The sequence below is a fragment of the Collinsella sp. An271 genome, assembly GCF_002159695.1.
Taxonomy (GTDB): Bacteria; Actinomycetota; Coriobacteriia; order Coriobacteriales; family Coriobacteriaceae; genus Collinsella; species Collinsella ihumii.
Genome location: NZ_NFJE01000012.1, coordinates 17009 through 40666 on the forward strand (window position 1 = coordinate 17009; position 23658 = coordinate 40666).

Below are 23658 nucleotides of genomic sequence, written 5' to 3' on the forward strand. Positions count from 1 at the left end.
CCCGTCCCCAAACAACCCATGGGTTGAAACGAACCCGTCCCCAACCAACCCCTAAATACCCGCTCAGTGTACCCGGCAAGTGTACCCAGAAGTAGCAGTGAGGGCCATCTGAGAACGATCTCACTCGCACTTCTGGGTACAGTTAGCGGGTATTACGCCCCATGTGTACCGTGAACAGCCCGTCAGGCAAGCGCGTCGATCAGGGCCTCGGCCACCTGGATGCAGTCGCCGACCACCTTGTAGTGCGCCGCGCCGAATATGGGGGCCTCGGCGTCCTCGTTGACGGCGATGACGGTCTGCGCCCCTCCGATACCGGCCAGATGCTGGATGGCACCGGACACCCCGAGGCTCACCAGCAGCTTCGGCGCCACCGAGACGCCCGTCTGCCCCACCTGATGCGGATACTCCAGCCAGCCCGCCTCCACGAGCGGGCGCGTGCAGCCGAGCTCCGCCCCGAGCGCGTCGGCGAGCCTGCGGGCGACCGCGAGGTTCTTCTTGGACCCGATGCCCCGGCCCACGACCACCAGGCGCTCCGCATCGGCGATCGAGCGGCCGGTGCCCACCGGCTCCGAGTCAAGAACGCGCACGCGCGGCGCCACGGACGCATCGAGCGTCACATACCTGATCTCGCCCGTGCGGGTCCCATCAGCTGCGGGCGCGGCGAAGATACCGGGCCTCACCGTCGCCATCTGAGGCCGGTGCGCCGGACACACGATCGTGGCCATGAGGTTTCCGCCGAACGCGGGCCTCGTCTGCTGCAGCAGGCCGGTTTCCGGATTCATCGCGAGCACCGTGCAGTCGGCCGTGAGCCCGGTCTTGAGGCGTACCGCCACGCCGGGCGCCAGCTCGCGCCCGAATGCCGTGGCGCCGTACAGGATGACCTCCGGCCTAAAGGCGCGCGCCATCTCGCAGATCCAGTGCGCGAACACCTCGGCGTCCGGGCGGGCCAGGCGCGCATCGCGGCAGACGAGCACCTCGTCGGCACCGGCGGCGACGAGCCGCCGCGCGTTCTCGTCAGATCCGTCCGCGCCCTCGCCGATCAGCGCTGTCAGCGTGCAGCCGCGCTCGTCGGCCAGCTGACGCGCGCGCCCGAGCAGCTCGAAGGCGACATCCATGACATGGCCGGCGGCATCCACCTGCGCGAACACCCAGATGCCCCGATAGCTCGCCAGCTCCTGCGCATCCGCGGCGCCATCCTTGGCGATCGAGATGGCGTCGACCGGGCACGCGTCGACGCACGACCCGCAGAACACGCAGGCGTCACCCACCTGCGCGAACTTACGCGGGCCCTCCCATACCAGCTTGAGCGCGGGCGGCGCGCACGCCTTCACGCAGCGGCCGCATCCGATGCACCGCTCGCGATCGATCGTAAGCCCGCTCATCGACATCCCTCCTCGATCAACGCCGCGAGAGCCGCCGCCTGCTCGGCGGGAGAGCCCTCGATGGCGACCGCCTCCTGCGAGCGCTCGGGAACAAACGACCGCACGACCTGGGTGGGCGAGCCCGCAAGCCCCGTCCGCGCCGTGTCGGCGCCGACGTCGGCGGCCGTCTTGACCGCGACGGGCGCCATTTCCGCCGCCAGCACGCCCGGGATGCTCGGCATCCTCAGCTGCGCCGCGTCCTTGGCGACCGTGATGACCGCGGGGAAATCGACTTCGACGATCTCGCGACCTCCGTCGCACGCGCGCCTCGCCCGCAGGGTGCGCCCACAGACCACCGGCTGCTCCTGCACATCGGTGATGCAGGGCATCTCGAATGCGCCGGCGAGCTCCGGGCCGATCTGCGCCGTGTCGCCGTCGACGGCCATCTTGCCGCACACGATCAGGTCGACCGCCTCATCGAGCCGGGAGATTCCGCAGCTCAGGGCATAGGTCGTCGCCAGCGTGTCCGCGCCCGCGAACGCGCGGTCGGAAAGCAGCAGGGCATCGTCGGCGCCGCGCGCGATGCAGTCGCGCAGAAGCCGCTCGGTATCGGGGATTCCCATGGACATGACGCTCACCCGAGTGCGCTCGCCCGCAGCGGAGCGCGCGTCCTTGATCGCCAGCGCGACCTCGAGCGCCGTGGCGTCGAACGGGTTGATGACCGATGCGCGGCCGTCGCGCACGATCGTATGGGTTTCCGGGTCCATCTTGACCTCCGTGGTCGAGGGGACCGCCTTGACGCACACCACGATATGCATGGCCTCACGCACCTCCTTCGCATAGATGCGGATCGAACAGGTTGCCGCGCCCCAGCTGGCAGAAGGGATCGAGCGCGAGCTTCACGCGCGCCATCTCGCGCACGTGGTCCTCGCCGTACATGGCGACAAGGAAGTCGCGCTTGAGCTTGCCGACGCCGTGCTCCGCCGAGACGGCGCCGCCCATGGCGCTGACCTGCGCCGCCCACGCGCCGAAGAGCTCCTTGCCCACCTCGTAGTCGGCCATGGAACGCGGCAGCACGTTGACGTGCAAGTGGTTGTTGCCGATATGGCCCCATGCCGCCGACTCGAGGCCCGCCTCGGCAAGGCCGGTCCGGTAGAGCTCGATGACGTCGCGCAGCCGGTCGTCGGGCACCGACATGTCGCTGCCGAGCTTGGTGATGCGCGCGTCGGTGCGCCGGCGCTCGTCGATGAGCATGTTGACGCTCTCGGGGACCGCATGCCTGAAGAAGCGCTGCGTCTCACGGTCGGTGTCGGTGCGCGCGACCCAGGTGCGCTCCGCGCTGCCGCCATGCTCGTCCAGCACGTCGCGCAGACGGGCCAGGTCGGCCAGCGCTTGAGCCTCGCCATCGCAGGCGAGCTCGACGTACACGCAGCAGCCCCACGCGTCGTCGAGGGCAGGAAGCGACGAGAACGCGGTGCTCGCCGTGCGCTGGCGACGCAGGATGTTCAGCGCCTGCGCGTCGAAGTACTCGAACGCCGCGGCGTCGCTGAGTGCGGGGCGCGCCGCGACCGTGAAGTCGACCGCCTGCGCCTCGTCGGCAAAAAAGCAGCTCACACCCCACGTGACGGCCGGCACCGGCATGAGCGCCACCTCGAGCTCGCTGATGATGCCGAGCGAGCCGTCCGACCCGATGAACAGGTCGACGGCGTCCATGTCGTCCTCGATGAAATAGCCCGAGGCGTTTTTGGTGCTTGGCATGGTATAGGTGGGCAGGTCGAGCTCGATGGCGCGCCCGTCCTCGGTCGTCAGCACGAGGTGCCGGCCGGCCGCGCGCACCGCCCCGCGTGGCAGGTCGAGCACGTCGCCGTTCGCGAGCACCACGCGCAGTGCGCTTATGTGCGGGCGCATCGGGCCGTAGCGGTAGCTGCGCGCGCCGGAGGCGTTGCAGGCGGCCATGCCGCCCATGCAGGCCGAGATCTCGGTGGGATCGGTGGCGAAGAACTGCTCGGGCCCGTCGTACATGCGTTTGAGGACGGCGAGGCTCTCGCGGTCCCACCCGTCGGTGGGCAGCGTCTTGTTCGCCAGATGGCGGCGAAGCTCGGACAGGATTACGCCCGGCTGCATGCGCAGGTAGTAGGTCCCCGCGCCGTCTCGACGAAGACCCAGGTATCTATTTTCCCGCGAGAGGTTCATGATGTGGCCGCCCGCGGGAACGGCACCCGCCGCGAGACCGGTGCGCGCGCCCTGCACCGTCACCGGGACGCGCTCGGACGCGGCCGCGAGGGTCATCAGCACCTCGCGGATCTCCTGCTCATTGCGCGGAAACGAGATCGATTGCGCGTCGCCCGTGCTGCGCGACTCGTCGCGCAGATACGCCTCGTATTCGGCCGTCATCGGTTTTATGTCCACCATGGGCGCACCTTTCTTTACTGAGGTAAAGTGGCAGTGCCCTCGATTATATGAAACGCCGAGGTGGGTTCTGTTGTGGAACGCAATTATGACAAGTGCGTGAACAGCGCATTTTCTATGCAAAACAGAATCTTTTACTAATAGTCACGCCGTCTACCAGCGCGTTTGGGCAATCTGTCGAATGCGCGTCGGAAGCGGGGCAAGAAGCGGCTGCTAGGCTGGGCGCGCTGCTTGCTGCGCGACCGCGCGCCCACGTGAAGGAGGCCCCATGGCTCTGTATCTGCCGAAACAGCACATCGTGATCGACGTCGTGGACGACCCGTGCTCCTCTCCGGTCGATCCGGATGCGTTTCCCGGTCTGACGGTCGTGCCGGTCACCTGCGACGAACTCGCACATCCCGAGCTCATATCGGAGATCTGCGGCCTGCCGTTTCCGCACGTGGCCGCGCCCGCGCAGCAAGCCTGATGGGTTGGCTGGGGACGGGTTCGTTTCAACCCATCGATCGTCGCCGCCCCTCGTCATTTGCTACTATTCCATAGTCGTGAAGATCCCGCCTCCGGCACGATCGGGGGCGTTTTTTCTGGAAACTGCCGATCGACGCCTTCCGAGCCCGCCGCGAGAGACCGGGCTCGAACAAGGACCGACCGGCATCCCCCACAACTGCAGGAGGTCGTCGGCGTGATCGGACTGGGAACGCTCATTAACGTAGCATGCATCCTCGCAGGCGGCGTCGCGGGCCTTCTCGGCAGACGCCTTCTCGTCCCCCGCGTGCAGGAGACCCTCATGAAGGCGACGAGGCTATGCGTCATCTTCGTCGGTCTCGCCGGCACGCTCGAGGAAATGCTCCCCGTGAAAGACGGCGCCCTTACCAGCGGGGGAACCGCCATGATGATCGTCTCGTTCGCCGTCGGCTCTGCCATCGGCGAGCTCATCGACCTCGACAGCCGCTTTGTTCGACTCGGCAAATGGCTCAAGGAAAAGACCGGGAGCGAAGGCGACGCGGGATTCGTCAACGGGTTCGTGAACGCATCGCTAACGGTCAGCATCGGGGCCATGGCGATCGTCGGCGCCATTCAAGACGGCATCGCGGGCGACTGGAGCACGCTTGCCTTGAAGGGCGCGCTCGATGCCGTCATCGTCTCCGTGATGAGTGCCTCATTTGGGCGGGGCTGCCTGTTCTCGGCGCTGCCCGTGGCGGTCATCCAGGGTTCTATCACCCTGCTTGCCCAGCCCATCCGCCCCATCATGACCGAGGCAGCGCTTTCCAACCTCTCGCTCGTAGGGTCCATGCTCATCTTCTGCGTGGGCGTGAACCTCATCTGGAAGGGCACGTTCAAGCCGGCGAACATGCTGCCCGCCGTGGTGATCGCCGTCATCTGGACGCTCGTGGTGCCCTAGGGAAGCACGGATGGGGACCGCCGATAATCGATTGATTTCGCGCCGGGTTCCCCTGTGGTGGACGCCCGGCGCGAAATGAACTGGCCGGCGGTTTCCTAAACCAGCTTGCCGTTGCAGTGGTCGATCATGTGCTGGATCATCTGGGCTTCCCAATCCGTGAAGTCGCGACGACGGTTCTTGAGGGCGCCGTCGACCAGCTCGTCGTAGCTGACCTTGATCTTGATGAAGCGGGTGACCTTGTGGGCGTCCTCGTGCGACAGGCAGCGCTCCTCGCACTTGAACGCGCCGAGGCCCAGCATCATCTTGGGGTTGTACATCACGTGAACCTGGTCGTTGTCGTCCTTGTAGACGGCGACGGCCTTGGTCACGCCGATCTGGTTGGCGGCCAGGCACACGGCGTCGTCGATGGACTCCATGGTATCGATCAGGTCCTGGGCGATGGCGGCGTCTTCGGCCGTCGCGGGCTCGCAGGGCTGAGAGAGGATGGCGTCGTCGTGCACGAGCTCTTTGATCATGAACTGTCCCTTCAAAACGTGCAGGTTGGGTGCGGGCGCATTGCGCGCCCCAAGATAGTAGCGCAAAACGCACGGTAAGGCGGCGCGCCCACGTAAAGAGCAGCAGCGTGCTACCTTAAGGGAGCCGCATCAGACACCGACCTCATGGAGGGGCGCATGCTCAACATCGTGCTTTTCGAACCCGAGATTCCCGCCAACACCGGCAATATCGGCCGGACCTGCGTGGTGACCGGTGCGCACCTGCATCTGATCGAGCCGCTCGGGTTCTCGCTCGATAGCAAGATGCTGCACCGCGCGGGCCTCGGCTATTGGGACAACCTCAACGTGACGGTGTATGCGAGCTGGCAGGATTTCCTCGATCGCTGCGGGCTCGCCGACGACGCGGGGCTCAAGCGCCTGCACCTGCTCACCAAGAAGGCGCAGCGCACCTACGTGCAGGCGACCTATCGCGACGGGGACTACCTCGTCTTCGGAAAGGAGAGCTCGGGGATTCCCGAGGAGCTGCTCGCCCGCTACCCGCAGCGCTGCGAGCGGATACCCATGCTGCCCGACGAGACGGCGCTCGCCAACCGCGAAAGCTGGCAAGCGCACGAACAGGCCTTGCACCCCGATGCCGAGCGCGAAGACTCTCCCCTGCTCAGGCAGGATATCTGCGGAAACTTCATCGACACGAGCGACTATCGCATCAGCGCCCTCAACCTCTCGAACGCCGCCGCCGTCGTCTTGTTCGAGGCGCTGCGGCAAACGGGCTTCCCCGGAATGGACGCCTAGAAAAAGGGAACGGCGGGAGGCCGGTGACACAAAATGGGCAGTTTGGCACGCTAAAGGGGGCCTGCAAGCACTCTTAGCGTGCCAAACTGCCCATTTTATGTCATTGACCCCCCCCCCTCTCTGGATCTCTGGGGAAGGCGGGAGATACCCCGTTTGCATCATCGGCCAATACCCAGACGACACTCGAAGAAAGTCCTGGCGTCTTTCGCCATAAAAACCGTCGCCGGCGCCAAGAGGTCGAAAACTCGCGACCTCCCAACGCCGGCGACGGATGCTCGCTTGCCTGCGGGGAACGATGGGTTGGAACGAACCCGCCCCCGATCAACTCATCGGTTACTCTTTGCCGTCCCAGCAGTAGGTGCACACCTTCGACGGATCGATGCCGATCGCCTCGAGCATGCCGGACAGGCTCTGGTAGCCCAAGCTGTCGAAGCCGAGCTGCTCGCAGATGCGGCGCAGCAGGCAACCTCCGCGCTCGGTGGAGCTGTCGGCGTACTCGTCGAGGTGCTTGTCGCCCTCGGGGCCCTCGAGCTCGCGCACGACGCGGCGGGCGATGAGGTCCATGTCCGACTTGCCGCGCGAGAACGACAGGTACTTGCAGCTGAACATGATCGGCGGGCACGCGGAGCGCATGTGCACCTCTTTGGCGCCGGCCTCGTACAGGAAGTCGACCGTCTTGCCGAGCTGCGTTCCGCGCACGATGGAGTCGTCGACGAACAGCAGCTTCTTGTCGCGGATGAGCTCGGGCACCGGAATCTGCTTCATCTCGGCGATACGGTCGCGCACGCTCTGGTTGGTCGGCATGAAGGAGCGCGACCAGGTGGGCGTGTACTTGATGAACGGGCGGGCGAACGTGGCCCCGCACTCGTTGGCGTAGCCGATGGCGTGCGGCAGGCCGGAGTCGGGCACGCCGGCCACGTAGTCGACCTCGGGCAGCGTGCCGGCCGCGGCCTCGTCGCGCGCCATGATGTGCCCGTTGCGGTAGCGCATGACCTCGACGTTCACGCCCTCGTAGTTGGAGTTGGGATAGCCGTAGTACACCCAGAGGAACGCGCAGATCTTCATCTGGTCACCGGCGGGAGCCACCGTCTCGTAGCCGTCGGCCGTGATGCGCACGATCTCGCCCGACCCGAGCTCATATTCGTCCTCGTAGCCGAGCTTGTGGTAGACGAACGACTCGAACGAGATGCAGTAGCCTTCGCCGTTCGCGTCGCGGCCGATGAGCACCGGCAGGCGCCCCATGCGGTCGCGCGCGGCGAAAATCGTCCCGTCCTCAGTCATGACGAGCAGCGTCAGCGAGCCCTTGACGGCCTTCTGGGCGAACATGATGCCCTCGACCAGGTCTTCCTTTTGATTGATGAGCGCCGCAACGAGCTCGGTGTTGTTCACCGCACCCGAGCTCATGGCCATGAACTGGGAGCCACCGCGCTCGAAGTAGTCCTCGATGAGCTCGTTGGCGTTGTTGATGATGCCGACCGTCGTGATGGCGAACGTGCCGAGATGGGAGCGGACCAGCAGCGGCTGCGGGTCGGTATCACTGATGCAGCCGATACCGCTCGTACCGTGGAAATGCTCCAGGTCCCCATCGAAACGAGAACGGAACGGCGTGTTCTCGATGGAATGGATCTCCTTTTGGAAACCGCCCGTACCCTCGCAGAACACCATGCCTGCGCGCCTTGTGCCCAAATGGGAATGGTAGTCCACGCCGAAGAATACGTCGAGCACCACGTCGCGCTTGGATGCCGCACCAAAGAAACCGCCCATGAAACCCCTCCCGTACGGTTTTTTGTGAACGCACCAAGTATAGAGGGTATGACCGGCGCTCATTTGGGAACGGTCATATTTTTGTCAGAACGCCGTAAATCGAGCTGGTCGGCGAGCGGCTCGCGCTTTCGGCGCCGGCGCCATGGCGGCGCACGCAGCGGAACGGTCCGGCGCACGTGCCTTGCCTTACGCGGCGAGGCACTGGCCGCAGGGCTCGTACCCGAGGTGCTCGGCCTCGTCGAGCGTGCCCTCGAACTCCTTGCGGTTCGCGGGGGCGATGTCGTCGACACCGGGGCAGGCGGGATCGTGCACCTTGCGGGAGTTGGTGTTGAGCACATAGTCGCCCTCGACCTCTGGCTCGGTATCCGCATCGCTCGCGCTCGGCTCCTGCGCCAGCCACGCATCGCCGGTCCGGTAGTCAATCTCCACGCCCGGCTGCACGTTGGGACACCAGATGGAGAAATCGATGCCGCGGCCGTCGTCCTCAAGGGAGTACGCCTCGACGCGCACGCCCCGGCACAGCAGCTCGTCGCCCTCGAACACGGGGGCGGACCGGTAGAGCACATGGTTGTCCGTGTCGTAGATGTAGTCGGCGACCTGCTCCTCGTAAGGCCGCATGGCGTCGGCGTTCATCCAGCGCGTGCCGGTCACCAGGTTGCGCTCGTTCGCGTTTTCCGCCGAGAGCGCCCATCCTATGAGATGGCTTCGGTTGTACAGCGACTCCCCCTCGATGAAGTCGTAGCGGATGGAATGCCAGCCGGTCGGATGGATCTCGCTGATGCTCTCGCGCTCCTCTCCGTACGCAGGGATCGTCTCGGGGCCCAGGCAGGCCATGGCGGCGCCGCACCTGCCGAGGTCGTCCAGCTCGCTGTACGACTCATATCCGAGGTGCGCGAGGGCGTAATCGATCTCCTCCTGGGAAAACGACGCGCGCTCCACGGTGACTTCCGCCGCCACGGAACTGCCCGCCGTCGCCACCCGGTCGTCGGCGGTGCAGCCGCCGAGCGCCATCGCGCACGCGAGGAGCAGGGCCAAGACCAGCGATGGGATCCGTTTGGACACGAAAGCCTCCTTGTTGCGGAACATGAGGGTTGCGTCCATCATCCTAGCGCACGCCGGGGCGGCACGGGGCCCGCCTCAACGAGCCGTTCGGGCGCGCCGACGGACCCCCTGCAAATCGGGGACGTACCTTCTGCGTGCATTTTTGCACGCAGAAGGTACGTCCCCGATTTGCATGCACGCAACAGGTACGTCCCCGATTTGCAATCTAGACGAGGTAGCGGGCCCTCAATTCGTCGCGCGCCGCACGGTCGACGTCGAGCGCGTGGGAGAGGTACTCCTCGACCGAGCCGTATGCGCCCTCGATCGCATCGACCGCGGCGGCAAGATAGCGCGGGTCGACACCGTTCAGGTAGTCCATGGGGTCGCAGGTCGCAAGGTCGATGCCGTAGAACCGGTTCGTGGCCATGTAGTCCGCCTTGACGACCTCCCACGGCACGCCAAGGGCCACCTCCATGAGCACGCTCGCCATGCCGCACCGGTCCTTGCCCGCGGTGCAGTGCCACAGCACCGCGCCCTCCTCGAGCTTAAGGATCTCCTGGAAAAACGAACGGTAGGCGGCAACGCCCAGGTCATCGATCACGAGATAGGGGTACAGCGTGATCATGAGCTGCGCTGGCTCGACCTCGCCGCGGCGCATCTGGGCCCGCACGCGGTCCATGTCCTCGTCGCTGCGCGAGACGCCCGATCCGTACTCTTGGAACACGGGAAGGTGCACGAACCGCACGCCGGGCAGCTCATCGATCGGGTCGGGGCGCTCGGAGCATTCGACATCGGTGCGCAGGTCGATATCGAGCCCGAGCCGGTACTCGTCGCGCAGCCGGGCGAGGTCTGCAGCCGTCGCAGGAGCCAGCAGCCCGGAGCGCAGAAGACAGCGCGGCTTGATTCGCCTGTCGTCCGCGGCGGGCATGCCGCCCAAGTCGCGGGTGTTGGGAAGCCCCTCGAAATCGATGATGCCGTGATCGGGGTGCGCGGCGCTCGGCTCCATGTTCCATCCTCCCGGTGACCTCGTGGAATCGTCCACATCAGAGAAAGCGCCAACCGGCCGCATTCCGCGCCCTGCGCGAAATGAGTCGATCAGCGGTTCCCAAGATACCAGAGGATGCACCGATCCGTGTCTTGCGCGCGTAAAGACGGGGCCGCGCCGACGCACGGCCCCGCCCATACGCCCCCGCGATCGATCAGTAGGCCGCGAACAGCTCGACCCAGTGCTTGGTGCCCGAGCCGTCGATAAAGCATGCGGCGCCGAAGACCGTGGACTCCGGATTGACCATGTTGTAGTGGTGGCCCATCGACGAGGTCCAGGCGGCGTTGACCGCCTCCGCGCTCCGCTGCCTCATCGCGATGTTCTCGGCGCAGGTGTAGGGCCTCCCCAGCTCGAGCCTGAAGGGCATCACCTCCTGGAACCCGCTGCCGTCGGGGCGGTAGTGCGAGAAGGTGATCGACAGTTCGCTTGCCCGCAGCCGAGCGGCTTCCGCGACCTCGTCGTCCCAGGCAAGCGGCGCCACCCCGGAGCGGGCGCGCTCGGCGTTCACCATGGCGAGCAGGTCATAGGCCTCACCCTCGCTCTGCGCGCCCCCGAACACGTACGCGCCGGTCGTCTCGTCGAAGTACCGCGCGACGCCGTCGATGGTGTGCCAGCCCTTGACCATGCGGCCGGTCGAGGCGTGGTAGTACACCCATCTCGTGGCGGCAAGCCCGCCGTCGGGGTCCGTGGTCATGAACTGCCAGCCGTAGAGCACGGCACCCGTTACGTCATCGAAGTACATCCAGCCGGGCTCGTCGCCGTGCGATCCGTCGATGTAGCGCTCGCCGTGCGCCATCTGGCCGGTCGTGTAGTCGTAGAAGACCCACTTGCCGCCGTTGGAGGGCACGTAGGTGAAGCCCTTGAGCATCTCGCCGGTCACGGGGTCGAAGTAGTACCAGCCGCCGTAGCGGAAGTCCTCGCCCTTGACCATGTGGCCGTCCGCGTCGTAGCGCACCCACTTGCCGCGGGAGCGGTCCTCGTTGGACACCGGGATGTAGACGTCCTTGTCGCGGGCCATCGTGCCGTCGGCGTCGAACCAGTACCAGGCGTCCGTCCCGGGGTCGTAGACCTGCTTGTCGCGGGCCATGACGCCGTCGTCGTACCAGTAGCGCTCGCCGTCCACCTCGTCCCAGCCGTTCTGGGGCGCGGCCGCGGCGGGAAGCGCCGTCGCCACCATGAGCAGCACGGCCCACACCATGGAAGCGATGCCGAACGCGCGCATCCGCGCAGGCCGCCTTTCCCTTATTGTCTTCCTCATCGCAACCCCCTTATGGTCCGCGCGCCCGAAGGGCGCAGCAACAACCGGTCCCCTCCATTGTTATTGACCGACACCCCATCCCCGACCCGCGACTCGCCCAACGGTTTCGACCGTTCGCCCAGCGCGACGTGAGAAAATGGAGGCTACCCGCCGATGCCGTGGAGGATGATCGCATGCTCGATATCAAACGTGTTCTCATGAGCGCCAAGAGCCACAAGCGCGGCGACGTCTGTCCGCTTGAGACGCCGTGGGGCGCCACACTCGATCCCGACCGGGTGCTTCCGGAATATCCGCGCCCGATCATGGTTCGGCCTGCATATACCATGCTCAACGGGTATTGGGAGTTCGCCATCCGACCGATTCCGGAGGAATACCGCCATGCGCAGGCGCTCTCGACCGGACGGGTCCTCAACATGCTGGCGGCAGCCCCCGAACCCGAGCGCTACGATGGACGCATCCTGGTCCCCTTCTCGCCCGAAGCGCCCGCCTCGGGCGTCGGCCGCGTGCTGCAGCCCGACGAGCTGCTGTGGTATACGAGGACCGTCGATATTCCGGACCTCGACGAGCTCGAGCGGCTGATCGTGCACCTCGGGGCGGTCGACTGGGCGTGCTCCCTCATGGTCGACGGCAAACCGGCGGCGACTCACGTAGGCGGCTACCTGCCCTTCGATGCGGACATCACCGACTTCGCGCGCGGGCGCCGCTCGCTTCGGCTGGCGCTGTGCATCTACGACCCGAGCGACGCCGGCGTCCAGCCGCGCGGCAAGCAGCGCCTCGACGCCGGCGGCATCTGGTACACCCCGCAAAGCGGCATATGGCAAAGCGCTTGGTACGAGGTGGTGCCCGCGGTTCACGTCGAATCCCTTGCGCTCAACGGCGCCGCCGACGGCACGCTGCGCATCGAAGGCGCGCTCGCCGATCCGCACGGGCTGCTGCGCGAGGACGACTCGATCGATGTCGTCGTGCGCGACCATGAGGGGCGGGACGTCGCCACGGCACGCCTGCCGATAGCTGGGCGTCGGGTGCACGGCGCGATCGACGTCGCGCACCCGCACCTCTGGTCTCCCGACGACCCCTATCTCTACGATGTCGACGTCGCCGTGTGCGCCCGGGGGCTTTTGGGCAGGCAGGACGCCCTCTCCAGCTACTGCGCCTTTCGGACCGCCGAGGTCAAGCGCGACGAGTCCGGCGTGGCGCGCTTCTTCCTCAACGGCTCCCCCGTGTTCATCAAGGGCGTGCTCGACCAAGGCTACTGGCCCGAGGGCCTCATGACCGCGCCGTCCGATGAGGCGCTGGCCCACGACATCCTCGCCATGAAGCAGGCGGGGTTCAACATGCTGCGCAAGCACATCAAGATCGAGTGCGCACGCTGGTACTACCACTGCGACCGGCTCGGCATGCTCGTGTGGCAAGACGCCGTGTCCGGCGGCGGCGCCTACAGCCCCTGGCACACCAGCCGAAAGCCGACCCTGGTCAAGGCGTCATGGGACCGGTTCCGCGACGACACCCCGCGCCACCGGGCCGCCCTGTCGTCAGGCAGCGCGGACTACCGGCGCGAATGGTTCGAGACCGCCCGCGATATGGTCCTGCAGCTCGCCGGGCACCCCTCGATCGTGACCTGGGTGCTGTTCAACGAGGGCTGGGGGCAGTTCGACGCGCGCGAGATGAGCGAGCGGATCCACGAGCTCGATCCGACGCGCCCGATCGACGCCACGAGCGGGTGGTACGACCAGCGATGCGGCGACTACCTCTCGCAGCACAATTACTTCCGGACGCTGACCGTCGATTGCGACCGCCGCGTCCCGGTCGGCTATGCGCGGGAGCGCGGCAACCGCGCGTTCGTGATCTCGGAGTTCGGCGGCTGGACGCAGGCGATCCCCGGACATACCGTGTCCCCCTACTCATATGGCTACGGCAACTTTCCGACGCTGGACGCCTGGCGCGACGCGGTGCGGCGCACGCTCGACGAGGCGGCGTCGCTCGAGGCGCTCGGCCTCGCGGGCTACGTCTACACGCAGCTGTCCGACGTGGAGGAGGAGCTGAACGGGCTGCTCACCTATGACCGCCGCGTCAACAAGCTCGACTAGGGAGGCGCCGGAGGGCCCCAGATACCGCGTTCCTGTGCGAAAGTGGCTAGAAATTTCTGTTTTGCTGTAAGCCGGCTCGAATGGAGGCGACCGATTTGACCAAAATGCCCGCATCGGCTGCTTACGATGCATGCGTCGTGGCCCCAAATGCCTCGGATGCGGCCTCAGCAGGGGAAGAAGCGGCACCGATGACGAGTTCCAGGCCCGATCGCGCGGCGCCGCAACAGCAAAACAGAAATTTCTAGCCACTTTCGCCGGAAGAGGGTGCAGCCGGGGCGACGCGGGCCGTGTTCTTTTACCGGACAGAAGATCCGGGGCCTCCCCCGGGCGGATCTGCGAGCTGTCGCATCAAGGCTCATATGGTTGCAGATCCGCCCGGGGAATGCCCCAGAACTCGTAAGGAGGACAAGCGACCTGACCGCTAACGGCCCTGCAGGGACTCCTGCTTGGACGTGATCTTGATCGCCGGGGTCGTCGCCAAGCCGAGCAGCACGATGACCGCGCCCACGGCGTAGGCGATGCGCGTCGATTCGAACCGTGCCTGCGCCTGGATATCCACGAGGGCGCGGCGCTCGGCGTCAGTCATGTCGATGCCCGCGATCTGCTGCTCGAACTCGCGGTCGCTGCCGAGGTTGAGCGTCATGCCCTCGAGCTGGCGATCGACGTCGCCCGAGATCGCAGCATCCTCGCCGGCCCTCACGCGCACGGTGCTCGTGATGCCGAACAGCAGCACGGCGCCGAGCAGCGCCACGCCGATGGCCTGGCCCACGTTGCGCATGGTGCTCTGGATGCCACCGGACTGGGAGGCGTCGCGCTCGGGCAGCGCGAGCGCCACGATGTTGCTCGCGTGGGACGACACCGTTCCCGCGCCCACGCCTGCGACGAAGGCGCCCAGGTACACGCCGACGGTGCTCGCGCCGTCGATGGTGACGGACGAGCCCATGATGCCGAGCGCGACTGCCATCGCCGCGTACCCGATCTGGATGACGTGGCGCGGATTCGCCCGCGGCGCGAGCTTGGGGATGCCGAGCGCCAGCGCGAACGTCGGCACGCCGGTCACGATGGAGATCAGGCCCACGTCGACCGGGGTCCAGCCGGCGACGAGCTGCAGGTACGGCGACATCAGGATGGACTGCGCGCCCATGAAGAAAAACGTCAGCGCGTTGGCGGCGAGGCCGGCAAGCACCTGCGGCGTGCTCAAAAACGAGCTGGGCAGCAGCGCGATGCCGTTGGCGCGCTCCACCCGCGGCTCGACCAGGACCAGCGCGGCGAGCACCACAAGACCGAGCGCGACGAGTGGCAGCGCGGGAGAGATGCCGAACACGGTGAAGGGGCATCCCTCGAACGGCGTGATCAGGCCCCACGAGGAGATGCCCGACAGACCGATGAGGAACAAGAACAGGCCCGTGGCGGCGAGTGCCACGCCCACGACGTCGAATTTGAGCCTCTCGTCCTTTTGATCGATGGCCGGCAAGCGGAACGAGACGAGAAAGACCATGAGGAAATAGGCGCTGAGCACGAGGAACGTGACGCGCATGCCCGAGACCTCCATCACCACGCCGAGCATGAGCGGCAGCACGGCCGACAGCCCGGAGGCGGCGCCGATGCAGCCGAACGCGACCGCCCGGTTGCCCCCGCGGTACAGCAGCGGGATGAGGCCCAGCACCGAGGGGATCATGAAGCTCGCGCCGAAGCCGACGAGCACGCGCCCCACCCAGATGAAGACCGCCATGTTGGGAGCCGCCGCCAGCGCCGCCTCGCCCACCGCGCACAGCACGGTCCCGATGCGGAAGGTCTTCTTCCAGCCGACGATCGTGCCCGCCAGGCCTCCCGCGATCATGAAGGCGCCGCCGACGAGCGGGTAGATCATGTTGGCGAGCTGGATTTCAGACGTGGTGGCGCCGAGGTCGCCGGTAAGCGCCGAGGTGGCGAGCGACAGGGCGCCGTTGTCGCCGGTCGCCCCCATCTGGGCCAAGATCAAGATGACGATCGGCAGGACGGCGAAGCGCTCCTTGCCCGCCGAGGCCGTCCGTATGGTTGCTGCGTTCATGTCGATTCCTTTTCATTCGAACGCGTATATATGTCCACACCCGGCGCGGATCGCCCGGCGCGAAACGATGGCAGGGCGCCCCTATGCCGCGCCGGGCATGACGAAGGGATGCACGCCCGACAGATCGCAGGAGGACAGCGGATAGGCCCTGATCTGCGGATCGTCGTAGGAGGCGTGGTAGTACGTGCACTGCGCCGAGGAGAACCCGCTCGTGTAGAGCGTCTTCTCATACGAACCGTCGGCCATGCGGGCGCAGCCGTCGGGCACGGCGACCGAGCCGAGCGTGCGGAACAGGCGCGTGACGTTATCGGCCTCGGACGCCTGCTCGGGGTAGTGGCCGTTGACGAAAGCCGCCTTCACGAATCGAGCCGGGCCGCTGTAGTCGCCCGGGATACCCTGCATGCCGGGGCCGGAGCCGAACGGGACGAGCTCGGCTTTGCCCCACGTGACGCGCGCGGGCTCGTCCTCGGTGAGCGAGATGTAGTTGCGCAGGTTTTGACGGTGCCAGCAAAACGTCGGCTCGTTGGTGAGCACGTCGACGTCGTCCTCCCAGACGCGCATGCCGTCCTCCAGGCACTCGACCGCGATGCTGCCCGTCTCATCGCCGATGATCCAGTGGAGGTTCGCCACCGGCAGCTCGTCGTTGACGGCCCGAGCGACGACGGTCACGTTCTCGAGCGCGGCGCGCACCTCGTCCAGGGTGGCGAAATTGCGCGCGACCCAGAACGGGAACTCATACGCGGCGACGTTCACGCCGGCCGGCGCCGGCTCCGTCGCATAGTGCGCGCTCTGCGGGAAGTTGAGGCCCGCCACCGCCAGGCCCGCGTCGTTGCCGCAGTCGAAGTACAGGGGGATGCCCTCGACGATGATGCCCATGCCGATGACCGCATGCCCGCGCTCGGGGTCTCCTGCGCGCTCGAAGGCGGCGGGTACCTTGGCGGCAGGCGGCGTCACCACCACACGCTCGCCGTAGCTGGTCGTCCAGTCGAGGTTTCGACCGAAATACATGGTTCCCGCTGGATCGGCAAATCGGATGCCCGTGCACATAGGGCCACCCCTTTCCTGTTTGGGCAGCCTAGCGCCATCCAAACACATGGATTGTAGATAGTGATTTATTACCCATGAGTTATATGGGAAATTATGAAGCGCGGCTTAGGAAAAGGTTGCGAATTACGGAAGGGAGGGTCCGCCTGACAAGGCGGGCTTTTCGCCCCCTATGGCAGATGCTATGGGTTGCAGTTGCCGCAGGGCTCGTATCCCTGCGCGATGAGGTTGTCGCGGGTGTCGGTGACCTCGCGCTTGTTGTGCTCGGCCATCTGGTCGACCGAATGGCAGTCCGGATAGTGGAACTTGCGGGAGTTCGTGTTGAGGATATAGGTCACCTGCGGCGCCGGAGCCTCGGGCGATGCGGGCTGCGCCTGCTGCAGCGCGCGGCTGTCGCCCGTGGCGTAGTCGATCTCGATACCCGGCTGCACGTTGTAGCAGAACACGTTGAACGAGACGCCCGCGCCCCCGTCGTCGATGGACAGGGCCTCCAGGTGCACGCCGCGCGCGACCAGCTCGTCTCCCACGAACACCGGCGTGGAGCGCATGAGCACGCGGTTGCCGGTGCGCTCCACATAGGAGGCGACCTGGTTCTCGAACGGGAGCATGCCCTCGACGTTCATGTAGCGCGTGCCGGTGATGAGGTTGCGCTCGTTGGCGTTTTCCGCCGTCAGTTGGAATCCGAGCAGATGGCAACGGTTATAGAGGTAGCGGCCATCGACCAGGTCGTCGTAGCGCACCGTATGCCAGCCGGAGGGACGGATCATACCGATGCTTCCGCGCTTCTCGGTGGGCATGGTGTCCAGGCTCACGATGGCGAACGCGGCACCGCAGCGGCCGAGCGCGTCGAGCGGGGCATAGGACTCCGTCGGCGCGCCGACGGCATCTTCGGCCGAAAGGGCCGGCACGTTGCCGTCGATCTCCGCATAGGGATCTCCCGCATAGGGCGGTACCTGCGCATAGTCGAATGCCTGAGCCTGCTGCGCCGGCGTATCCGGGGTACCCGGGGACGCCGGCGTCTCGGACGCCGCTGGGGCCTCCGACGGCGTCGATGCGGCAGGAGTCTGCGGATCGGGGCTCTCGGGCGAAGCGGGGGCGGCCTGCACCTGCTCGGTTGCCGGCGCGGCCGCTTGATCGCGGGCGGAGCTCGCGCTCGGTTCACCGGAGAACGCGCCGATCACCAGCAGGAGCGCGACGACGATGACGGGGACGGACAGCCCGCTGCGTTTCCTTGCCACCATATACCTCCTGCTTGAACCGATGGTTCAATGGTAGCATCCCGCAGGACGGGTTGGTTGGGGACGGGTTCGTTTCAACCCATGGCAGCGCGCCGCGCCATGATGGGTTGGAACGAACCCGTCCCCACATATGTTCATCGGACTGTCAATAGGCAATATTCCGCCGGCCCCCGGGTAGCTGGCCCGGGGGCCGACTTCCCCCACCCCCGCCGGCGGGCCGCGGGCGTGTCCTCGAACCGGGGCCCGGCGGCCCCGGGGAACCTCGGACGCCCAACGCGTTCCACTCACAGAATCGCGGATGCCGGGGAGGGCCCCGGCCCGCAGTACGGCTCTCTTCGGTGCGGGCAGTGTCGCAGCCCCCGCCTCGCGGCGGGGAGTCAACGGACGCGCATGGCCCGGCGGCGGGCTGCCGCGGGGCCGCGCATGGGGACGGACGCGAGTTGCCCCGCGCGCCGCGGGCCCGGCCGGCGGAGGGGACGGCCCTGTCTCGCGCCGCGCGCTAGGCGGCGGCGAGCTCGCGCTGCACCTGCAGGCCTATCGCCCAGATCCAGCGCGCCATCTCGCTCACGACCGCCACCCTGGCGACGTTGGCGTGCTTGCCGGCGCCCCTGAGGCGCTCGTAGCGCCGCCGGAGCCGCTCGTTGGCGGCGGCGGCCATCTCCTCGACCGCGGGGGACACCTCGTGGCCCGGGCGCACGCGCTTCGGGCGCCCGTTCCGGCGCGGCATCGAGGCCGCGCCCTCGACGAGCGCGCGGCGCAGGCGCGAGCTGCCCTCCTTGGTGATCGGGCCCCGGCGGTCGGCCTCGCCGCTGGAGCTCTCCGAGGCGGTGCACCCGATCCAGCGGGAGACGGCCCTGCCGCTGCGGAACCGCGAGAAGTCCCCGAACTCGGCGCACGCGAGGAAGGCGGTCTGCACGTCGACGCCCTTGAGGCGGACGAGCGCGTCCACGTAGGGCCTCCACCTGGGGCGCCCGGCCTCCTCGGCCACCGCCGCCGCGAGCCCGGCGGCCTCGCGCTCGAGGCGCTCGACCGCGCCGAACTCCATCTCGAGCGCCCTGTTCGACAGGGCGTCGCCCAGGTCGCGCGACAGCGCCCACCTGCGCCACTCCCGCGTCCACGTCTTCCTCAGGTTGCCGGAGGGCGTCCTCTCGCACCAGGCGAACCCGTGCTTGAGCAGCAGCATGCTCACGCGCTGCCTGGCGGAGCGGACGTCCCGGGCGGCCGCGTCGGCGGCCCGGGCGAGGTCGCGGGCGCCCTCGGTCTGCGGGTCGGGGACCCACACGTAGGAGACGTCGCTGGCGGGGTTGCACATCTCGCGCAGCACGACGGCGGCGTCGCGCCTGTCGTTCTTGTGGCGCCTGTCCCTCGGGGACCGCGGCATAGTGGAGACGGCGACCACGCCGCAGGCGACGCCGGCCCCCTCCAGGAACCGGCTCAGCCAGAAGCCCGTGCAGCCGGACTCGTACGCGCACCTCACCGGCTGGGGGAGCCCCCTCAGCCACTCGAGCAGGGCGCGCTCGAAGCCCTCCCCGCGGAACGTGCCCGACCAGCACTCGCCGGTGTCGGGCCTCAGCGCCCTGCAGGACACGCTGCGCGCGTGCACGTCCATGCCGACCTGGGTGGTATACTCGCTCATCGGGAAGCCCCCTTCTCTCTGTGGCCCTGGCGGCCGCCTTGCCGACACGAGACGATGCTAACCCACGCTCCGAGCGACGGGGCTTCCCCCTCGGCCAGGGGCGGCTGCGACCTGGTCACCCGATGAACATATCGTCAACCAACCCGTCCCAACAAGTGCCGGCTATTTGCCGGGAACCATGGTCAGCGAGATCTTCCCGCGCTCGCGGTCGATGCGCTCGACCCAGACCTTGACGGTGTCGCCCACCGCGACCACATCGCTCGGGTGCTTCACGAACGAACGCGACAGCTTAGAGATGTGGACCAGGCCGTCCTGGTGGACCCCCACGTCGACGAAGGCGCCGAAGTCGACGACGTTGCGCACGGTTCCGGTGAGCTCCATGCCGACCTCGAGGTCGTCCAGCGTGCGCGCCGCCTTGCTGAACACGACCTCGGGCGCGTTGTCGCGCGGGTCGCGGCCGGGTTTCTCCAGCTCGGAGATGATGTCGAGCAGCGTCAGCACGCCGCAGCCCACCTCGCCGGCCAGCGCCGACACGCTTCCCACGCGCTTCTCGATATCGGGAATGCCGCCGTGCGCCAGGTCGGCTGCGGTCACGCCCGCGCGCTTGAGCACCTCGCGCGCCACCGCATAGCTCTCCGGATGCACGCTCGTGGCATCGAGCGGGTTGTCGCCGCCCGCGATGCGCATGAAGCCCGCGCAGTTGAGGAATGCCTTCGGCCCGAGCTTGGGCACGTCTTTCAGCTGCCTGCGGTCGGTGAAGGCGCCGTGCTCCTCGCGGTAGGCGACGATGTTTTTGGCGACCGTCGGCGTGATGCCCGACACGTAACCGAGCAGGCTCGCGCTGGCCGTGTTCACATCGACGCCCACGCGGTTCACGACGTCCTCGACCACGTTGCCGAGCGTGCGCGCCAGCTCCACCTGGTCAAGGTCGTGCTGGTACTGGCCTACGCCGATGGACTGCGGCGGGATCTTCACGAGCTCGGCGAGCGGGTCTTGCAGACGGCGGCCCAGGCTCATGGCGCCGCGCGTCGTCACGTCGAGATCGGGATACTCCTCACTTGCCAGCGCGCTCGCGGAGTACACCGACGCGCCCGCCTCGTTCACGATGGTGTAGCGCAGCGCGAGATCAGACTCGGAGATGAACTCGGAGACGACCTCCTCGGTCTCGCGGCTCGCCGTTCCGTTTCCGATCACGATGGTGTTGATGGCGTACTTCTTGGCGAGGCGCGCGAGCTCGCGCTTGGTGCCCGCGACGTCGCGACGGGGCGGGGTCGGGTACACGACGCCGTGGTCGAGAAGCTTGCCCGTCTCGTCGAGCACCGCCACCTTGCAGCCGGTGCGGTACCCGGGATCGAGCGAGATGATGCGCGCACCGCGCACCGGGCGCGCGGACAGCAGGCTCTCGAGGTTCTTGCCGAACACCTTGATGGCGTCCATCTGGGCGCGCACCGTGAGCTTGGCGCGGACCTCGCGCTCGAGGGCGGGCGCCATCAGGCGCTTGTAGCCGTCGGCGACGGCGGCGTCCAGCACCGGCGCGAACACGCCGGAGCGGCGCGGCCAGCGGCTCCCCAGGCGCGCGATGGCGGCGTCGACATCGACCCGCACGCGGACGCGGAGCTTGTCCTCGCGCTCGCCGCGGTCGATGGCGAGGATGCGGTGGTTGGGGATCTTGCGCACCGGCTCGGCGAAATCGTAATAGGGCTCGTACGGCGTCTTCTCGTCCGCATCGACTGCCAAAGAGACGATCTCGCCCGTCCCCTCCGTGAAGGAGCGCAGGTCGGCGACGTTCTCCGCATCCTCCGCGACCACCTCGGCCACGATGTCCGAGGCGCCCGCCAGCGCGCGCTCGGGCGTATCGAATCCCGCCTCCTCGTTCACGTACTCCGCAGCCGCCTCGAGCGCCGTGCCCTTGGTCGCCGCCTGCATGATGATCATGTTCGCAAGCGGCTCGAGGCCCGCCTCGCGCGCCTTCGACGCGCGCGTCATGCGCTTCTTGCGGTACGGCTTGTAGAGATCCTCCACGCGCTGCAGCTGCTCGGCGGCGCGGATCTCGGCCTCGAGCTCCGGCGTGAGCTTTCCCGCCGCGGAGATGAGCGCGATGACGTCCTCTTTTCGCTGCTCGAGGTTGCGCAGGTACGCGAGGCGGTCCTCGAGCGCGCGCAGCGCCACGTCGTCCATGCCCCCCGTCGCCTCTTTGCGGTAGCGCGCGATGAAGGGAATCGTGTTGCCCTCGTCGATCAGGTCGACGGCCGCCTGGACCGCCATCTTCTTGAGGCCGAGCTCCTCGGCCAGAGTCGCGATGATATCCACGGGATGCCTCTCCGGTGTCGGGTGTAGAGCTGAATTAGGATACCCGCGCGCGCAGACAGCCGCAATGCTTCCTTTGGGGCCTGCTGCTTTTGGGGACAGTCCCTTTTGGACCGCGATGGCGCATGTGCGCCATCGCGGTCCAAAAGGGACTGTCCCCAAAAGCAGCAGAGCCGTTATGGCTTCGTTAGAATCGGCTTCCACCATGGGAGATGAACCGAAGGAGAAAGGAGACTCCCATGGGCTTTATGCTCGAGACACGCGGGCTGACCAAGCGCTTCGGACGGAACGCCGACGCGCAGGCAGCCGTGACCGACGTGAACCTGCACATTCGCGAGGGCGAGGTGTACGGCCTGCTCGGACCCAACGGCGCGGGCAAATCGACCACGCTCAAGATGATCTGCGGCATGCTCCGCCCGACCGAAGGGGAGATCATCGTCGACGGGCACCCGTGGTGCCGCGACGACCTGTACGCGATCGGCTCCCTCATCGAGGAGGCGCCGCTCTACCCCAACCTCTCCGCGCGCGAGAACCTGCGCGTGCGCACGACCATGCTCGGCCTGCCCGCATCGCGCATCGACGAGGTGCTCGGGCTCGTGGACCTTGCCGATACCGGGAACAAGCGCGCGGGCCGGTTCTCGATGGGCATGAAGCAGCGGCTGGGGCTCGCGCTCGCGCTGCTCTCCCGCCCGCGCCTTCTCGTGCTCGACGAGCCCACCAACGGGCTCGACCCCATCGGCATCGAGGAGCTGCGCGACCAGATCCGGGGCTTCGCGGCAGCGGGCACGACCGTGCTCGTCTCGAGCCACATCCTCTCCGAAGTGCAGCAGATGGCGGACTCGGTCGGCATCATCTACCGCGGGCGCCTCGCCTACGAGGACCGGCTCCGAGCGGACCAGGACCTCGAGCAGCTCTTCATGAGCGTCTGCCGGGCGGGCCGCGCCGCCGGATCGGGGGTGCATGCCGCATGAGCGTCACGTTCGCATCGACCTTACGCGCCGAGGCGCTGAAGTTCCGTCACGCCGCGCCCGCGCGCATAGCCGTCCTCATGGCGCTGCCCATGCCGCTTCTGGGCGCGATGCCCGTCCACGGCTACCAGTCCTTCAGCGCATGGAACTACTGGTACACGCTGTTTTTGCCCATCGCCCTCTCGCTTCTGGTCGCCTGCGTCGCCCAAGCCGACGCGCGCATGCGCATGAGGGGTGCCTTCGGCCTCGGCGTGCCGCTCGGGCGCGCGTGGTGGGCGAAAGCAGTCTGGTGCCTGGCGCTGCTCGCGCTCTCGAACCTCGTCGTCTTCGCCCTGTACCTTGCCTGCTCGGCCTTCTCGGCGCAGGGCGTCACCGCTGCGGGAACCGCCACGATGCTCTGCTGCGCGGGCGTCAACACGCTCACCGCAGCGTGGATGATTCCCGCCGGGCTCTTCTTCACGGTGCGCGCGGGCATGCTCGCGGGCGTGTTCATACCGCTTTCCGTGCAGCTCGTCGGCGCATTCGCATGGTCCGTCATCCCGCTGCCGCAGCTCTTCCCGCCATCGGCATCGACGGTCATCCCGACGAGCTTCATTCCCGTGCTGCCAAGCGGCGAGCCGCTCTCCGCGGACATGGCGCTCGGCGGGGCGCTGGCCGCCGACAGCATGCTCACGGTTGCGGGCCTCGCCGTGTGCGCGATCGCGTTCGCGGCGCTCACGGCGGCGACGGCAACCTGGTTCGCGCACTCGGAAGAGAGGTGATGGA

Annotated in this window: 19 protein-coding genes; 6 read left to right on the forward strand and 13 right to left on the reverse strand. The window is 67.3% G+C overall.

The genetic code is table 11. From position 1 onward, the window contains the following. Positions 1–182: 182 nt before the first annotated feature. From B5F74_RS10160 to B5F74_RS10170, 3 genes are read right to left on the reverse strand one after another with little or no spacing between them, the layout of a single operon-like run. A complete protein-coding gene (locus B5F74_RS10160) occupies positions 183–1382 on the reverse strand; it encodes an electron transfer flavoprotein subunit alpha (RefSeq protein ID WP_087202173.1) in 1200 nt (399 codons plus the stop codon). Further along, positions 1379–2179, reverse strand: a complete 801-nt coding sequence (locus B5F74_RS10165) for an electron transfer flavoprotein subunit beta/FixA family protein (RefSeq protein WP_087202175.1) — start codon at positions 2177–2179, stop codon at positions 1379–1381. Before B5F74_RS10165 ends, B5F74_RS10160 begins: the two co-directional genes overlap by 4 nt. Positions 2180–2183: 4 nt before the next feature. Continuing rightward, positions 2184–3773, reverse strand: a complete 1590-nt coding sequence (locus B5F74_RS10170; RefSeq protein ID WP_204212552.1) for an FAD-binding oxidoreductase — start codon at positions 3771–3773, stop codon at positions 2184–2186. A 265-nt stretch (positions 3774–4038) separates the two neighbouring features. Between B5F74_RS10170 and B5F74_RS10175 the strand changes: the two genes are divergently transcribed. Continuing rightward, entirely contained in the window at positions 4039–4236 is a 198-nt protein-coding gene (locus B5F74_RS10175; protein WP_087202177.1) for a hypothetical protein, read from the forward strand. Between the two features lie 213 nt (positions 4237–4449). Further along, positions 4450–5169, forward strand: coding sequence for a DUF554 domain-containing protein (locus B5F74_RS10180; RefSeq protein WP_204212554.1), 720 nt, complete (start codon positions 4450–4452; stop codon positions 5167–5169). Between the two features lie 95 nt (positions 5170–5264). Here B5F74_RS10180 and B5F74_RS10185 read toward each other — a convergent pair whose 3' ends face one another. Then, positions 5265–5684 carry a peptide deformylase gene (locus tag B5F74_RS10185; RefSeq protein WP_066833301.1) on the reverse strand — a complete coding sequence of 140 codons (420 nt, stop codon included), beginning with the start codon at positions 5682–5684 and terminating at the stop codon, positions 5265–5267. Between the two features lie 156 nt (positions 5685–5840). Between B5F74_RS10185 and B5F74_RS10190 the strand changes: the two genes are divergently transcribed. Further along, complete coding sequence (locus tag B5F74_RS10190; protein WP_087202251.1) at positions 5841–6455, forward strand: tRNA (cytidine(34)-2'-O)-methyltransferase; 615 nt, start codon at positions 5841–5843, stop codon at positions 6453–6455. A 333-nt stretch (positions 6456–6788) separates the two neighbouring features. Here B5F74_RS10190 and B5F74_RS10195 read toward each other — a convergent pair whose 3' ends face one another. The 4 genes from B5F74_RS10195 to B5F74_RS10210 form a co-directional block, all read right to left on the reverse strand. Next, the gene (locus tag B5F74_RS10195) at positions 6789–8219 is read right to left on the reverse strand and encodes an amidophosphoribosyltransferase (protein WP_087202179.1); all 1431 of its coding nucleotides are present in this window, start codon (positions 8217–8219) and stop codon (positions 6789–6791) included. A gap of 186 nt (positions 8220–8405) precedes the next feature. After that, a complete protein-coding gene (locus B5F74_RS10200) occupies positions 8406–9281 on the reverse strand; it encodes a DNA/RNA non-specific endonuclease (RefSeq protein WP_204212556.1) in 876 nt (291 codons plus the stop codon). 205 nt (positions 9282–9486) lie between these two features. Then, complete coding sequence (locus tag B5F74_RS10205) at positions 9487–10266, reverse strand: tyrosine-protein phosphatase (protein ID WP_158095756.1); 780 nt, start codon at positions 10264–10266, stop codon at positions 9487–9489. 193 nt (positions 10267–10459) lie between these two features. Then, positions 10460–11563: a CAP domain-containing protein gene (locus B5F74_RS10210; RefSeq protein ID WP_143753855.1), complete on the reverse strand. Its 1104-nt coding sequence runs from the start codon at positions 11561–11563 to the stop codon at positions 10460–10462. Positions 11564–11736: 173 nt separating this feature from the next. Between B5F74_RS10210 and B5F74_RS10215 the strand changes: the two genes are divergently transcribed. After that, positions 11737–13650, forward strand: a complete 1914-nt coding sequence (locus B5F74_RS10215; protein WP_087202184.1) for a glycoside hydrolase family 2 TIM barrel-domain containing protein — start codon at positions 11737–11739, stop codon at positions 13648–13650. Between the two features lie 421 nt (positions 13651–14071). On the opposite strand, the gene B5F74_RS10220 is transcribed toward B5F74_RS10215, so the two are convergent. The 5 genes from B5F74_RS10220 to B5F74_RS10240 form a co-directional block, all read right to left on the reverse strand. Continuing rightward, complete coding sequence (locus B5F74_RS10220; protein ID WP_087202186.1) at positions 14072–15700, reverse strand: MFS transporter; 1629 nt, start codon at positions 15698–15700, stop codon at positions 14072–14074. A gap of 81 nt (positions 15701–15781) precedes the next feature. Then, a complete protein-coding gene (gene bsh / locus B5F74_RS10225) occupies positions 15782–16747 on the reverse strand; it encodes a choloylglycine hydrolase (RefSeq protein ID WP_087202188.1) in 966 nt (321 codons plus the stop codon). A 179-nt stretch (positions 16748–16926) separates the two neighbouring features. Next, on the reverse strand, positions 16927–17985 hold the full coding sequence (locus B5F74_RS10230; protein WP_087202190.1) for a DNA/RNA non-specific endonuclease: 1059 nt from the start codon (positions 17983–17985) through the stop codon (positions 16927–16929). Between the two features lie 496 nt (positions 17986–18481). After that, complete coding sequence (locus B5F74_RS10235; RefSeq protein WP_087202192.1) at positions 18482–19618, reverse strand: IS110 family transposase; 1137 nt, start codon at positions 19616–19618, stop codon at positions 18482–18484. Positions 19619–19780: 162 nt separating this feature from the next. Further along, positions 19781–21928 carry a Tex family protein gene (locus B5F74_RS10240; RefSeq protein ID WP_087202194.1) on the reverse strand — a complete coding sequence of 716 codons (2148 nt, stop codon included), beginning with the start codon at positions 21926–21928 and terminating at the stop codon, positions 19781–19783. 236 nt (positions 21929–22164) lie between these two features. On the opposite strand from B5F74_RS10240, the gene B5F74_RS10245 reads away from it, so the two are divergent. Both B5F74_RS10245 and B5F74_RS10250 read left to right on the forward strand, forming a co-directional pair. After that, positions 22165–22896: a lantibiotic protection ABC transporter ATP-binding protein gene (locus B5F74_RS10245; protein ID WP_066833324.1), complete on the forward strand. Its 732-nt coding sequence runs from the start codon at positions 22165–22167 to the stop codon at positions 22894–22896. Next, positions 22893–23654, forward strand: coding sequence for a hypothetical protein (locus B5F74_RS10250; protein ID WP_087202196.1), 762 nt, complete (start codon positions 22893–22895; stop codon positions 23652–23654). The genes B5F74_RS10245 and B5F74_RS10250 overlap by 4 nt, the downstream gene beginning before the upstream one ends. Positions 23655–23658: the final 4 nt, after the last annotated feature.